Genomic DNA, 13355 nt, shown 5'->3' on the forward strand with positions numbered 1-13355 from the left:
GCCGCATTACAAACATTTAACTTAATAAAATCAAACAGGGCAAAGTATGGCGAGACGCATTCTGGTCGTAGAAGATGAAGCACCTATTCGTGAAATGGTCTGCTTCGTGCTTGAACAAAACGGCTTTCAGCCGGTTGAGGCAGAAGATTATGACAGCGCGGTGAATCAGCTGAACGAACCCTGGCCCGATCTGATCCTGCTCGACTGGATGCTGCCCGGCGGCTCTGGCCTGCAATTTATCAAACATCTTAAGCGCGAAGCGCTGACCCGCGATATTCCGGTGGTGATGCTGACCGCCCGCGGCGAAGAAGAGGATCGCGTGCGCGGCCTGGAGAGCGGGGCGGATGACTACATCACCAAACCTTTCTCCCCGAAAGAGCTGGTGGCGCGCATTAAGGCGGTGATGCGCCGCATTTCGCCGATGGCGGTAGAAGAGGTGATTGAGATGCAGGGGTTAAGCCTCGATCCCACTTCCCACCGCGTCATGACCGGTGAAAATCCCCTCGATATGGGCCCTACCGAATTTAAACTATTACACTTCTTTATGACCCACCCGGAGCGTGTTTACAGCCGCGAGCAGCTGCTCAATAACGTCTGGGGAACCAACGTTTACGTCGAGGATCGGACCGTGGATGTGCATATCCGGCGTCTGCGCAAAGCGCTGGAAACCAGCGGCCACGACCGGATGGTACAGACGGTCCGCGGTACGGGTTATCGTTTTTCGACCCGTTTCTGAACAATGACAGGAGTGTGACGCGTGCTGGAACGACTGTCATGGAAAAGGCTCGTTTTAGAACTGATATTATGCTGTATTCCGGCGCTTATTCTGGGCGCCGTGGTGGGTTATCTGCCATGGTTTTTGCTGGCGGCGGTAACTGGACTTCTTATCTGGCATTTCTGGAACCTGCTGCGCCTCTCCTGGTGGCTGTGGGTCGATCGCAGCATGACCCCGCCGCCGGGCAGGGGAAGCTGGGAGCCGTTGCTCTACGGCCTGCATCAGATGCAGATGCGCAACAAAAAGCGCCGTCGCGAGCTGGGTAGCCTGATTAAGCGCTTTCGCAGCGGCGCGGAGTCGCTGCCGGATGCGGTGATCCTTACCACCGAAGAGGGAACCATTTTCTGGTGTAACGGCCTGGCGCAGCAGCTGCTCGGCCTGCGCTGGCCGGACGACAGCGGACAAAATATCCTCAACCTGCTGCGTTATCCTGAATTTACGCAGTATCTGAAAAAGCGTGACTTCAGCCGCCCGCATAATCTGGTGCTCAATAACGGCCGCCACCTTGAGTTCAGGGTCATGCCCTACAGCGACAATCAGTGGCTGATGGTGGCACGCGACGTGACGCAGATGCACCAGCTCGAAGGGGCGCGGCGAAACTTTTTCGCTAACGTCAGCCACGAGCTGCGCACCCCTCTGACGGTTCTGCAGGGCTATCTGGAGATGATGCAGGAACAGACGCTGGAGGGGCCGCCGCGAGAGAAAGCGCTGAGCACCATGCGCGAACAGACCCACCGGATGGAGGGGCTGGTCAGGCAGTTGCTTACCCTGTCGCGTATCGAGGCGGCGCCGACCCTGACGCTTAACGAGATTATCGACGTGCCGGTCATGTTGCGGCTGGTGGAGCATGAGGCGCAGACCCTGAGCCAGAAGCGCCACACGCTGATTTTTGATGTCGACAATACCCTGAAGGTGCGCGGCAGCGAGGAGGAGTTGCGCAGCGCCGTCTCCAACCTGGTCTATAACGCGGTTAACCATACGCCGCCGGGTACGGAGATTACGGTGCGCTGGAGAGAGGTGACGGGCGGCGCGGAGTTTAGCGTCGAGGATAACGGGCCGGGCATTGCGGCGGCGCATATTCCCCGTCTGACCGAACGCTTTTATCGCGTGGATAAGGCGCGGTCGCGGCAGACCGGCGGCAGCGGACTGGGGCTGGCTATTGTTAAACATGCCGTTCAGCACCACGAAAGCCGGCTGGAGATCCGCAGCGAGCCGGGTAAAGGGTCACGTTTCTCGTTTGTTATCCCGGAACGGTTACTTGCCAGGAAAGAGAGCGAATAGCGTCCCTGTCACTTTTAGTTTCCACAGGCCAGCCTTTGCTGGCCTGTGTGCGTTATGGTCAAGCGAAACCGGGATGAATATTATACGTCTGCTGATTTTTTGTTCGCATGATTGTCCATGAGTTTTTCTGATAGTTGGTGTATTTATCCAGTTATTATCTTCATACTGGCATATTGTTCCGGTTTTACGATCCCTCCTTGCCTTTAAACGTTATAAGCGTTTAAATTGCCTCCCATATGCTCTCATACCGACTGCATATGCGTGGTAAATCGAAAAACTATTCTTCTCCACGCCAGGGCGGGAGAATATCCCGCTGAAATTGAGCAAATTTTCCGCTGTATCATCCCGTTCGGATCAAGGGAAAATCTCAACGTTTACAACACCACATCCACAGGCAGTAAGGTTCTATGACCCATCACTTAAAATCGCGTGACATCATCGCGCTGGGCTTTATGACATTCGCGCTGTTCGTTGGCGCAGGTAACATCATTTTTCCACCGATGGTCGGCCTGCAGGCAGGCGATCACGTCTGGACTGCGGCGATTGGTTTTCTGATCACCGCGGTTGGGCTACCGGTGCTGACCGTGGTGGCGCTGGCGAAAGTGGGCGGCGGGGTGGACAGCCTCAGCACCCCTGTTGGTAAAGTCGCCGGCGTGCTGCTGGCCACCGTCTGCTATCTGGCAGTCGGCCCGCTTTTCGCCACGCCGCGTACCGCCACCGTTTCGTTTGAAGTGGGGATCGCCCCGCTTACCGGCGACGGGGCGCTGCCGCTCTTTATCTACAGCCTGGTCTACTTTGCGATTGTGATTCTGGTTTCGCTCTATCCGGGCAAGCTGCTGGATACCGTGGGTAACTTCCTGGCGCCGCTGAAAATTATCGCGCTGATTATCCTGGCGGTGGCCGCCATCGTCTGGCCTGCCGGCCCCATCAGCGAGGCGATGGATGCCTATAAAAATGCCGCCTTTTCCAACGGCTTTGTGAATGGCTACCTGACCATGGATACGCTGGGCGCGATGGTGTTTGGGATCGTGATTGTGAACGCGGCCCGCTCCCGCGGCGTAACCGAATCGCGCCTGCTGACCCGCTATACCATCTGGGCGGGCCTGATGGCGGGTGTTGGCCTGACGCTGCTCTATCTGGCGCTCTTCCGCCTGGGGTCCGACAGCGCGACGCTGGTCGATCAGGGGGCGAACGGCGCGGCGATCCTCCACGCCTATGTACAGCACACCTTTGGCGGCGCGGGCAGCTTCCTGCTGGCGGTACTGATTTTCCTTGCCTGTCTGGTGACGGCGGTAGGGCTGACCTGCGCCTGCGCGGAGTTCTTTGCCCAGTATCTGCCGCTCTCCTATCGCACGCTGGTCTTTATTCTCGGCATCTTCTCCATGGCGGTTTCGAATCTGGGTCTGAGCCACCTGATTCAGATCTCCATTCCGGTGCTGACGGCGATCTATCCGCCCTGTATTGTGCTGGTAGTGCTGAGCTTTACTCGCTCATGGTGGAACAATTCGTCACGAATTATTGCACCGGCGATGTTTATCAGCCTGCTTTTTGGTATCCTTGACGGGATTAAAGCCTCGGCTTTCGCCGATATCCTCCCCGGCTGGACGCAGCGCCTGCCGCTTTCAGAACAGGGGCTGGCCTGGTTGATGCCGACCGCCGTTGCGCTGGTGCTGGCCGTTATCTGGGATCGCGCGGCTGGACGTCCGGCTACCGTTAAAGCGCATTAATCGCAGACAAGTTGTTTAACCACGGGGCTTATGGCCCCGTGGTTTTTTGTTTTTTTCGTGTTGAATGGCAAGAGTTAAATGGAAAGCACTAACAAACTTAAACGTGGGCTAAGCACACGCCATATTCGCTTTATGGCGCTGGGTTCAGCTATCGGTACAGGTCTGTTTTATGGCTCAGCGGATGCCATCAAAATGGCGGGACCAAGCGTACTGCTGGCCTATATTATCGGCGGCGTGGCGGCCTATATCATCATGCGCGCGCTGGGCGAGATGTCGGTGCATAACCCTGCCGCCAGCTCGTTTTCCCGCTACGCGCAGGATAACCTCGGCCCGCTGGCGGGCTATATCACCGGCTGGACCTACTGTTTTGAAATCCTGATCGTGGCGATTGCCGACGTGACGGCGTTCGGCATATATATGGGCGTCTGGTTCCCGGCGGTGCCGCACTGGATCTGGGTGCTGAGCGTGGTGCTGCTCATTTGCGCCGTCAACCTGATGAGCGTGAAGGTCTTTGGCGAACTGGAGTTCTGGTTCTCCTTCTTCAAGGTCGCCACCATTATCATCATGATTGTGGCGGGCTTCGGCATCATCATCTGGGGGATCGGCAACGGCGGTCAGCCGACCGGTATCCATAACCTCTGGAGCAACGGCGGCTTCTTCAGCAACGGCTGGCTTGGCATGGTGATGTCGCTGCAGATGGTTATGTTCGCCTATGGCGGTATCGAGATTATCGGCATCACCGCGGGCGAAGCGAAAGATCCGGAAAAATCGATCCCGCGCGCCATTAACTCTGTGCCGATGCGCATCCTCGTCTTTTACGTGGGGACGCTGTTCGTCATTATGTCGCTCTACCCGTGGAACCAGGTGGGGACCAACGGCAGCCCGTTTGTGCTGACCTTCCAGCATATGGGGATCACCTTTGCCGCCGGCATCCTTAACTTCGTGGTGCTCACGGCCTCTCTCTCCGCCATCAACAGCGATGTCTTTGGCGTGGGCCGCATGCTGCACGGCATGGCGGAGCAGGGGAGCGCGCCGAAGGTCTTCGCCAAAACTTCCCGCCGCGGCACGCCGTGGGTGACGGTATTGGTCATGACCCTCGCGCTGCTGTTTGCGGTCTACCTCAACTACATCATGCCGGAAAATGTCTTTCTGGTGATCGCCTCCCTGGCGACCTTCGCCACGGTGTGGGTCTGGATCATGATCCTGCTCTCCCAGATTGCGTTCCGCCGCCGCCTGCCGCCTGAAGAGGTGAAGGCGCTGAAATTCAAGGTGCCGGGCGGGGTGGCGACTACCGTCGTCGGACTGCTTTTCCTGGTCTTTATCATCGCCCTGATCGGCTACCATCCGGATACCCGTATTTCCCTCTATGTGGGTCTGGCGTGGATCGTCCTGCTGCTGATTGGCTGGGTGGTAAAAGGCCGCCGCGAGCGCCGTATCGCGCAGGCGCAGTAAAACCGATGCCCGGCCAGCGCCGGGCATTTTTTCTCCTCCCCCGTCCTCCTCCCTTAATAAACCGCAGCGTGATGAGTGATCCTCCGCTACCCTGTGGCAAGGTGGCCTCATTTTTACCAAAGGGGATTTGCGATGTTGAACGCCTGGCACCTTCCTGTTGCCCCATTTATTAAGCAAAACAACGACAAACTGACGATTATGCTCTGGCTGGCGGGAGACGATCAGCCCGAAAACGTAAAGCTGCGTACGGAGATCGATAACGAAGAGACTTCGCTTCGTATGTACAAGCTGCGCAGCCAGCCGCATCCCGGCGTCACGGCGTGGCGGGCTACGCTTGCGTTAACCAGCAATCTGCCGCGTCGTCGTTACAGCTTTAAGCTGCTGTGGAATAACCGCCAGCTCTGGTTCACTCCCCAGGGGTTTAGCGCATTTCCCCCGGCGCGGCTGGAGCAGTTTGCGGTCGATTACCCGGATCAGGGGCCGCAGTGGGTCAACGAGCAGATTTTTTATCAGATTTTCCCGGACCGCTTTGCCCGCAGCGAACCCCGCACGGCGCAGCAGGACAAGGTCTATTTCCATCATGCCGCAGGCCATGACATTATCTTTAAAGAGTGGGATGAGCCGCTGACCGCACAGGCGGGCGGTTCCACTTTTTATGGCGGCGATCTCGACGGCATCAGCGAAAAGCTCCCCTACCTGAAAAAGCTCGGCGTGACCGCGCTCTATCTCAACCCGGTATTTAAAGCGCCGAGCGTGCACAAATACGATACGGAAGATTATCGTCATGTGGATGAGCAGTTTGGCGGCGACGAAGCGCTGCTGCGCCTGAGGAAAAATACCCTGCGCGAAGGGATGCGCCTGATCCTCGACGGCGTGTTCAACCACTCCGGTGATTCCCACGGCTGGTTCGACAGGCATAATCAATCCATGAGCGGGGCATGCCATAACCCCGGTTCGCCCCAGCGCGACTGGTACAGCTTCGACGAGCATGGCCGCGCGCTCGACTGGCTGGGCTACCCCAGCCTGCCGAAGCTTGATTACCGCTCCCCCACGCTGGTGGAGGAGATTTACGGCGGGGAGGATAGCGTGGTGCGCCACTGGCTGAAGGCGCCGTGGAACATGGATGGCTGGCGGATCGATGTGGTGCATATGCTCGGCGAGGAGGGCGGGGCGCATAATAACCTGCACCACGTCTCGCAGATCACCCGGGCAGCGAAAGCGGCGCAGCCGGAGGCTTTTGTTTTTGGCGAACATTTCGGTGACGCGCGCCAGTGGCTACAGGTGGACGCGGAAGATGCCTCGATGAACTATCGTGGCTTTACCTTCCCGGTCTGGGGATTCCTGGCGAATACCGATATCTCCTACGATCCGCAGCAGATCGATGCGCAAACCTGCGCCCGTTGGATGGATAACTATCGCGCCAGCCTGTCGCAACAGCAGCAGCTGCGGATGTTCAACCAGCTCGACAGCCACGACACGGCCCGCTTCAAATCCCTGCTCGGCAAGGAGGTGGCGCGCCTGCCGCTGGCGGTGACCTGGCTCTTTACCTGGCCTGGCGTTCCCTGCATCTACTACGGCGATGAGGTGGGGCTGGATGGCGATAACGACCCGTTTTGCCGCAAGCCCTTCCCGTGGCAGCCGGAGAAGCAGGACAAAACCCTGTTCGCTCTTTATCAGCGCCTTATCCGGCTGCGCAAGCGGAGCCAGGCGCTGCGCTACGGCGGCTGCCAAATCCTCTACGCGCAGGGCGATGTGGTGGTCTTTATCCGTGTTTATCATCAGCAGCGAGTGCTGGTAGCGATTAACCGGGGGGAGGCGTGCGAAGTGGTGCTGGAAGCCATGCCGCTGCTCAACGTGAAGCGCTGGCAACTCAAAGAGGGCACCGGCGAGATTGAGCAGAACATTCTCTCCCTGCCCGCCGTCAGCGCCTGCGTCTGGTCCGGAAACTGAGCAAGGCGCGTTACAGCGCCCTGCGGCTCGCCAGCGTCATCATTCGCGGGTAGAACTGCCAGAAGCGCTGCTCCAGCGCGTCGTAATGGGTATCCAGATCCTGCCAGGAGTCGCGCAGGGCGTCTAAGCGCGGGCGGCGGCTGGCCATGCCGTTTAGCACGCGTTGGATGAACGCCATCTCCCCGTAGCGCTCCAGCCAGCGCTCCGACCAGAGGTAATCGTTCAGATTGACGAAGCGCGGCGGCGAGTCGGGCAAAATGGTGGCGATCTGCGCATGGGCATAGCGGACAAAGTCGGGCAGGGTCAGATCCGGCGACAGTTGCGTCCAGTGGCGCGAAAGAAAGTGATCCCACATCACGTCCAGCGTAATCGGCGCCACCCGGCGCGTTTCGGGCCGGAACCAGGCTTTGGCTTCCAGCACTTCCGGCAGGTTATCGGTCATCACATCAATGCGCCGGTGCATCAAAATGCCTGCCACCACCTCCGGAGCGTAGGTCTCTGCGGGGTTGCCGCGGACAAAATCGGCCAGCAGATTGCCGGGCAGGGAGCTGTCGGCGAGGTGGGCGAGGTGCAGGTGAGCGAGAAAATTCATGCGTTTTGGTATCCGGGGGCGGCTAGTTGTTGCAGCAACGTTGCGCGAGCACTAGACTAAGCCGCCTGTTTTTAAGTCACGAGTATAAGTCATGCGCGTTGCCGATTTCTCCTTTGAATTACCTGAATCCCTGATTGCCCACTATCCGCAACCGGAGCGCAGTAGCTGCCGTCTGTTATCGCTGGACGGGCCAACGGGCGCGCTGACGCACGGTACTTTCACCGATCTGCTCGACAAGCTCAACCCTGGAGATCTGCTGGTCTTTAATAATACCCGCGTGATCCCGGCCCGTCTGTTTGGCCGTAAAGCGAGCGGCGGCAGGATTGAAGTGCTGGTCGAACGTATGCTCGACGATAAACGTATTCTGGCACATATTCGCGCCTCCAAAGCGCCGAAGCCGGGCGCCGAGCTGCTGCTGGGGGATGATGAGAGCATTAACGCCACCATGGTAGCGCGTCACGATGCGCTCTTCGAAGTGGTCTTTAACGACGAACGTCCGGTGCTGGATATTCTGAACGCCATCGGCCATATGCCGCTGCCGCCCTATATCGACCGTCCGGACGAAGATGCCGACCGCGAGCTTTACCAGACCGTCTACAGCGAGAAGCCCGGCGCGGTCGCTGCGCCGACGGCGGGTCTGCATTTTGACGAGCCGCTGCTGGCGAAACTGCGTGAGAAGGGCGTGGAGATGGCGTTTGTCACCCTGCACGTCGGCGCTGGCACCTTCCAGCCGGTGCGCGTGGACAGCATCGAAGATCACATTATGCACTCCGAATATGCGGAAGTGCCGCAGGAGGTGGTTGATGCGGTGCTGGCGGCCAAAGCCCGCGGCAACCGCGTGGTGGCGGTAGGCACCACCTCCGTGCGTTCGCTGGAGAGCGCGGCGCAGGCTGCAAAAAACGATCTGATTGAACCCTTCTTCGGCGATACCCAAATTTTTATCTACCCGGGCTATCAGTACAAGGTCATCGATGCGCTGGTCACCAACTTCCACCTGCCGGAGTCGACGCTGATCATGCTGGTCTCCGCCTTCGCCGGTTATAAGCACACCATGGCGGCTTACAACTCTGCGGTAGAACAAAAATATCGCTTTTTTAGCTACGGGGACGCGATGTTTATCACGTACAATCCGCAGGCTTTGAATGAGCGTGTCGGGGAATAACTCCGCGATACCAGAATAATGTGTTGGACTGTTTTTCTGGCACAGAGGAATAGCAATGAAATTTGAACTTGATACCACCGACGGCCGCGCGCGTCGCGGTCGTCTGGTGTTTGATCGCGGCGTGGTGGAAACCCCCGCGTTTATGCCTGTGGGCACTTATGGCACCGTAAAAGGGATGACGCCGGAAGAGGTGGAAGCCACCGGCGCGCAGATTATCCTCGGTAACACCTTCCACCTGTGGCTGCGCCCGGGTCAGGAGATCATGAAGCTGCACGGCGATCTGCACGATTTCATGCAGTGGAAAGGACCGATTCTGACCGACTCCGGCGGCTTTCAGGTCTTCAGCCTCGGCGATATTCGTAAGATCACCGAACAGGGCGTGCACTTCCGCAACCCGATCAATGGCGATCCGATCTTCCTCGATCCCGAAAAATCGATGGAGATTCAGTACGATCTCGGCTCCGACATCGTCATGATTTTCGACGAATGTACCCCTTACCCGGCAGACTGGGACTACGCGAAGCGCTCGATGGAGATGTCCCTGCGCTGGGCGAAGCGCAGCCGCGACCGTTTCGACGCGCTCGGTAACAAAAATGCCCTCTTCGGCATTATCCAGGGCAGCGTTTACGAAGATTTACGCGATATCTCGGTGAAAGGTCTGGTAGAGATTGGCTTTGATGGCTACGCTGTCGGCGGTTTAGCTGTTGGCGAGCCGAAGGAAGATATGCACCGCATTCTGGAGCATGTCTGCCCGCAAATCCCGGCGGATAAACCGCGGTACCTGATGGGGGTGGGGAAACCAGAAGATCTGGTTGAAGGCGTGCGTCGCGGCATTGATATGTTCGACTGCGTGATGCCGACCCGTAACGCGCGTAACGGACATCTGTTTGTTACCGACGGTGTGGTGAAAATCCGTAATGCGAAGCACAAAAGCGATACCAGTCCGCTCGACGCCGAGTGCGATTGCTATACCTGTCGCAACTACTCTCGCGCCTATCTGCATCATCTCGATCGTTGCAATGAGATTTTAGGTGCGCGTCTCAATACCATTCATAATCTTCGTTATTATCAGCGCTTAATGGCTGGTTTACGTAAGGCTATCGAAGAGGGTAAATTAGAGAGCTTCGTGACCGAGTTTTACCAACGTCAGGGTCGGGATGTCCCACCGTTGAACGTTGATTAATTTTAATAATGAGGGAATTTGAATGAGCTTTTTTATTTCTGATGCGGTAGCAGCAACGGGTGCACCGGCGCAGGGCAGCCCGATGTCACTGATTCTGATGCTGGTTGTTTTCGGTCTGATCTTCTACTTCATGATCCTGCGCCCACAGCAGAAGCGCACCAAAGAGCACAAAAAGCTGATGGACTCCATCGCGAAAGGCGATGAAGTACTGACCAACGGTGGCCTGGTAGGTCGCGTAACCAAAGTCGCGGAAAGCGGCTACATTGCGATTGCGCTGAACGATACCACTGAAGTGGTCATTAAACGTGACTTCGTAGCTGCCGTTCTGCCGAAAGGCACCATGAAGGCGCTGTAATCCCAACTTTTCCCAAAGGGAACTGCCGTGTTAAACCGTTATCCTTTGTGGAAGTACATCATGCTGGTCGTCGTGATTATCGTCGGCCTGCTGTACGCGCTTCCCAACCTGTATGGTGAGGATCCGGCTGTTCAAATCACTGGCGCGCGCGGCGTCGCCGCCAGTGAACAGACGCTGATCCAGGTCCAGAATACTCTACAAAAAGAAAAAATTACCGCGAAGTCTGTGGCCCTGGAAGAGGGCGCTATTCTTGCTCGCTTCGATACCACCGATACCCAGCTGCGCGCGCGTGAAGCGCTGATGGGCGTGCTCGGTGATAAGTATGTCGTGGCGCTGAACCTTGCTCCTGCTACCCCTCGCTGGCTGTCGGCGCTGAGCGCAGAGCCGATGAAACTCGGCCTTGACCTGCGTGGCGGCGTGCACTTCCTGATGGAAGTGGATATGGATACCGCGCTTGGCAAACTGCAGGAACAGAATATCGACAGCCTGCGCAGCGATCTGCGTGATAAAGGCATTCCGTACACCACCGTGCGTAAAGAAGATAACTACGGCATGAGCATTGCGTTTCGCGACAGCGCGGCGCGTGACCAGGCTGTGGATTACCTGACGCCGCGCCACCGCGATCTGGTTATCTCCTCGCAGGGCAGCAACCAGCTGCGCGCGGTGATGACCGACGAGCGCCTGAAAGAAGCCCGGGAATATGCCGTTCAGCAGAACATCAACATTCTGCGTAACCGCGTAAACCAGCTGGGTGTTGCCGAGCCGCTGGTTCAGCGTCAGGGCGCCGACCGCATCGTGGTTGAACTGCCGGGTATTCAGGATACCGCACGTGCGAAAGAGATCCTGGGCGCCACTGCGACCCTGGAGTTCCGTCTGGTGAATACTAACGTGGACCAGTCCGCTGCTGCCTCCGGCCGTGTACCGGGCGACTCGGAAGTGAAACAGACCCGCGAAGGCCAGCCGGTTGTGCTCTACAAGCGCGTGATCCTGACCGGTGACCATATCACCGACTCCACCTCAAGCCAGGATGAGTACAACCAGCCGCAGGTTAACATCTCGCTCGATAGCGCTGGCGGTAACATCATGTCTAACTTCACCAAGGACAATATCGGCAAGCCGATGGCGACCCTGTTCGTGGAGTATAAAGACAGCGGTAAGAAAGATGCCAACGGTCGCGCCGTGCTGGTGAAAGAGGAAGAGGTGATTAACATCGCCAACATCCAGTCTCGCCTCGGCAACAGCTTCCGCATCACCGGCATCAACAACCCGAACGAAGCGCGTCAGCTCTCGCTGCTGCTGCGTGCGGGCGCGCTGATTGCGCCGATTCAGATTGTTGAAGAGCGCACTATCGGCCCAACTCTGGGTATGCAGAATATCAAGCAGGGTCTGGAAGCGTGTCTGGCCGGTCTGGTGGTCTCCATCCTGTTCATGATCTTCTTCTATAAGAAGTTCGGCCTGATTGCGACCAGCGCGCTGGTGGCGAACCTGGTGCTGATTATCGGCATCATGTCTCTGCTGCCGGGGGCGACGCTGACCATGCCAGGTATTGCGGGGATCGTGCTCACCCTTGCGGTGGCGGTCGACGCCAACGTACTGATTAACGAACGTATCAAAGAAGAGTTGAGCAACGGTCGCTCTGTACAGCAGGCGATTGACGAAGGCTATAAAGGCGCGTTTAGCTCCATCTTCGATGCGAACGTCACCACGCTGATCAAGGTTCTTATCCTGTATGCAGTGGGTACCGGCGCGATCAAAGGCTTTGCGATTACCACCGGTATCGGTGTCGCGACGTCGATGTTTACCGCTATTGTCGGCACCCGTGCCATCGTGAACCTGCTGTACGGCGGCAAGCGCGTCAAAAAGCTGTCTATCTGAGGAGTGCGTTGTGGCACAGGAATATACTGTTGAACAATTGAACCATGGCCGTAAAGTCTGGGACTTTATGCGCTGGGACTACTGGGCCTTCGGCATTTCAGGTTTTCTGCTGATTCTGTCCATCGTCATTATGGGCGTGAAAGGCTTTAACTGGGGTCTCGATTTCACCGGCGGTACGGTGATTGAGATCACCCTGGAAAAACCGGTCGATATGGACCAGATGCGCGCCTCCCTGCAAAAAGCGGGCTTCGAGGAGCCGCTGCTGCAGAACTTCGGCAGCAGCCGCGACATCATGGTGCGTATGCCGCCAGTGCATGACGCCAACGGCAGCCAGGAGCTGGGCAGCAAGGTCGTACAGGTTATTAACGAAACCACCAGCCAGAACGCGACGGTAAAACGTATCGAGTTCGTCGGCCCGAGCGTGGGTGCAGACCTGGCGCAGACCGGCGCGATGGCGCTGCTGGTGGCGCTGATCTCTATCCTGGTTTACGTCGGTTTCCGCTTTGAGTGGAGACTGGCGGCGGGGGTAGTTATCGCGCTGGCGCACGACGTGGTGATCACCATGGGCGTACTGTCGCTGTTCCATATTGAGATCGACCTGACGATTGTCGCATCCCTGATGTCGGTTATCGGCTACTCGCTCAACGACAGCATCGTGGTTTCTGACCGTATCCGTGAAAACTTCCGTAAGATTCGCCGCGGCACGCCGTATGAAATCTTCAACGTTTCACTGACCCAGACGCTGCACCGTACCTTGATTACCTCCGGGACCACCCTGATGGTGATTCTGATGCTCTATCTCTTCGGCGGCCCGGTGCTGGAAGGCTTCTCGCTGACCATGCTGATCGGTGTCTCCATCGGTACCGCATCGTCCATCTACGTGGCCTCTGCGCTGGCGCTGAAGCTCGGCATGAGACGTGAACATCTGCTGCAGCAGAAGGTGGAAAAAGAGGGGGCGGATCAGCCGTCCATTCTGCCGTAAGGGAGCCTCTTACGCATTGAC

At 57.6% G+C, this 13355-nt stretch carries 11 protein-coding genes; 10 read left to right on the forward strand and 1 reads right to left on the reverse strand.

Annotated elements, in window-relative coordinates; all coding sequences use genetic code 11:
- Positions 1-46 precede the first annotated feature (46 nt).
- From phoB to malZ, 5 genes are all read left to right on the forward strand, one after another.
- A complete protein-coding gene (phoB, locus tag BN3796_RS09865; protein ID WP_061708176.1) occupies positions 47-736 on the forward strand; it encodes a phosphate response regulator transcription factor PhoB in 690 nt (229 codons plus the stop codon).
- 21 nt (positions 737-757) lie between these two features.
- Complete coding sequence (phoR, locus tag BN3796_RS09870; RefSeq protein WP_061708177.1) at positions 758-2056, forward strand: phosphate regulon sensor histidine kinase PhoR; 1299 nt, start codon at positions 758-760, stop codon at positions 2054-2056.
- A gap of 407 nt (positions 2057-2463) precedes the next feature.
- On the forward strand, positions 2464-3783 hold the full coding sequence (brnQ, locus tag BN3796_RS09875; RefSeq protein ID WP_061708178.1) for a branched-chain amino acid transporter carrier protein BrnQ: 1320 nt from the start codon (positions 2464-2466) through the stop codon (positions 3781-3783).
- A 78-nt stretch (positions 3784-3861) separates the two neighbouring features.
- Positions 3862-5235: a proline-specific permease ProY gene (gene proY, locus BN3796_RS09880; RefSeq protein ID WP_061708179.1), complete on the forward strand. Its 1374-nt coding sequence runs from the start codon at positions 3862-3864 to the stop codon at positions 5233-5235.
- A 132-nt stretch (positions 5236-5367) separates the two neighbouring features.
- On the forward strand, positions 5368-7185 hold the full coding sequence (gene malZ / locus BN3796_RS09885; protein ID WP_061708180.1) for a maltodextrin glucosidase: 1818 nt from the start codon (positions 5368-5370) through the stop codon (positions 7183-7185).
- A gap of 10 nt (positions 7186-7195) precedes the next feature.
- Here the strand turns inward: malZ and acpH are convergent, their stop codons facing one another.
- Positions 7196-7777: an ACP phosphodiesterase gene (gene acpH / locus BN3796_RS09890; RefSeq protein WP_061708181.1), complete on the reverse strand. Its 582-nt coding sequence runs from the start codon at positions 7775-7777 to the stop codon at positions 7196-7198.
- Positions 7778-7868: 91 nt separating this feature from the next.
- Here acpH and queA point away from each other — a divergent pair, with 91 nt between their 5' ends.
- The 5 genes from queA to secF are packed head-to-tail and all read left to right on the forward strand — an operon-like array spanning position 7869 to position 13334.
- On the forward strand, positions 7869-8939 hold the full coding sequence (gene queA, locus BN3796_RS09895; protein ID WP_061708182.1) for a tRNA preQ1(34) S-adenosylmethionine ribosyltransferase-isomerase QueA: 1071 nt from the start codon (positions 7869-7871) through the stop codon (positions 8937-8939).
- A gap of 55 nt (positions 8940-8994) precedes the next feature.
- Positions 8995-10122 carry a tRNA guanosine(34) transglycosylase Tgt gene (gene tgt, locus BN3796_RS09900; protein ID WP_061708183.1) on the forward strand — a complete coding sequence of 376 codons (1128 nt, stop codon included), beginning with the start codon at positions 8995-8997 and terminating at the stop codon, positions 10120-10122.
- 22 nt (positions 10123-10144) lie between these two features.
- On the forward strand, positions 10145-10477 hold the full coding sequence (yajC, locus tag BN3796_RS09905) for a preprotein translocase subunit YajC (protein WP_000007630.1): 333 nt from the start codon (positions 10145-10147) through the stop codon (positions 10475-10477).
- 27 nt (positions 10478-10504) lie between these two features.
- On the forward strand, positions 10505-12352 hold the full coding sequence (secD, locus tag BN3796_RS09910) for a protein translocase subunit SecD (RefSeq protein ID WP_061708184.1): 1848 nt from the start codon (positions 10505-10507) through the stop codon (positions 12350-12352).
- 10 nt (positions 12353-12362) lie between these two features.
- Entirely contained in the window at positions 12363-13334 is a 972-nt protein-coding gene (secF, locus tag BN3796_RS09915) for a protein translocase subunit SecF (RefSeq protein ID WP_061708185.1), read from the forward strand.
- The last annotated feature ends 21 nt before the right edge of the window (positions 13335-13355 follow it).

The organism is Pseudenterobacter timonensis, assembly GCF_900021175.1.
GTDB classification, from domain to species: Bacteria; Pseudomonadota; Gammaproteobacteria; order Enterobacterales; family Enterobacteriaceae; genus Enterobacter; species Enterobacter timonensis.

Coding starts and splice junctions, on each gene's coding strand:
- phoB (WP_061708176.1), top strand. CDS start 47: ATGGCGAGACGCATTCTGGTCGTAGAAGATGAAGCACCTATTCGTGAA.
- brnQ (WP_061708178.1), top strand. CDS start 2,464: ATGACCCATCACTTAAAATCGCGTGACATCATCGCGCTGGGCTTTATG.
- proY (WP_061708179.1), top strand. CDS start 3,862: ATGGAAAGCACTAACAAACTTAAACGTGGGCTAAGCACACGCCATATT.
- malZ (WP_061708180.1), top strand. CDS start 5,368: ATGTTGAACGCCTGGCACCTTCCTGTTGCCCCATTTATTAAGCAAAAC.
- acpH (WP_061708181.1), bottom strand. CDS start 7,777: ATGAATTTTCTCGCTCACCTGCACCTCGCCCACCTCGCCGACAGCTCC.
- queA (WP_061708182.1), top strand. CDS start 7,869: ATGCGCGTTGCCGATTTCTCCTTTGAATTACCTGAATCCCTGATTGCC.
- tgt (WP_061708183.1), top strand. CDS start 8,995: ATGAAATTTGAACTTGATACCACCGACGGCCGCGCGCGTCGCGGTCGT.
- yajC (WP_000007630.1), top strand. CDS start 10,145: ATGAGCTTTTTTATTTCTGATGCGGTAGCAGCAACGGGTGCACCGGCG.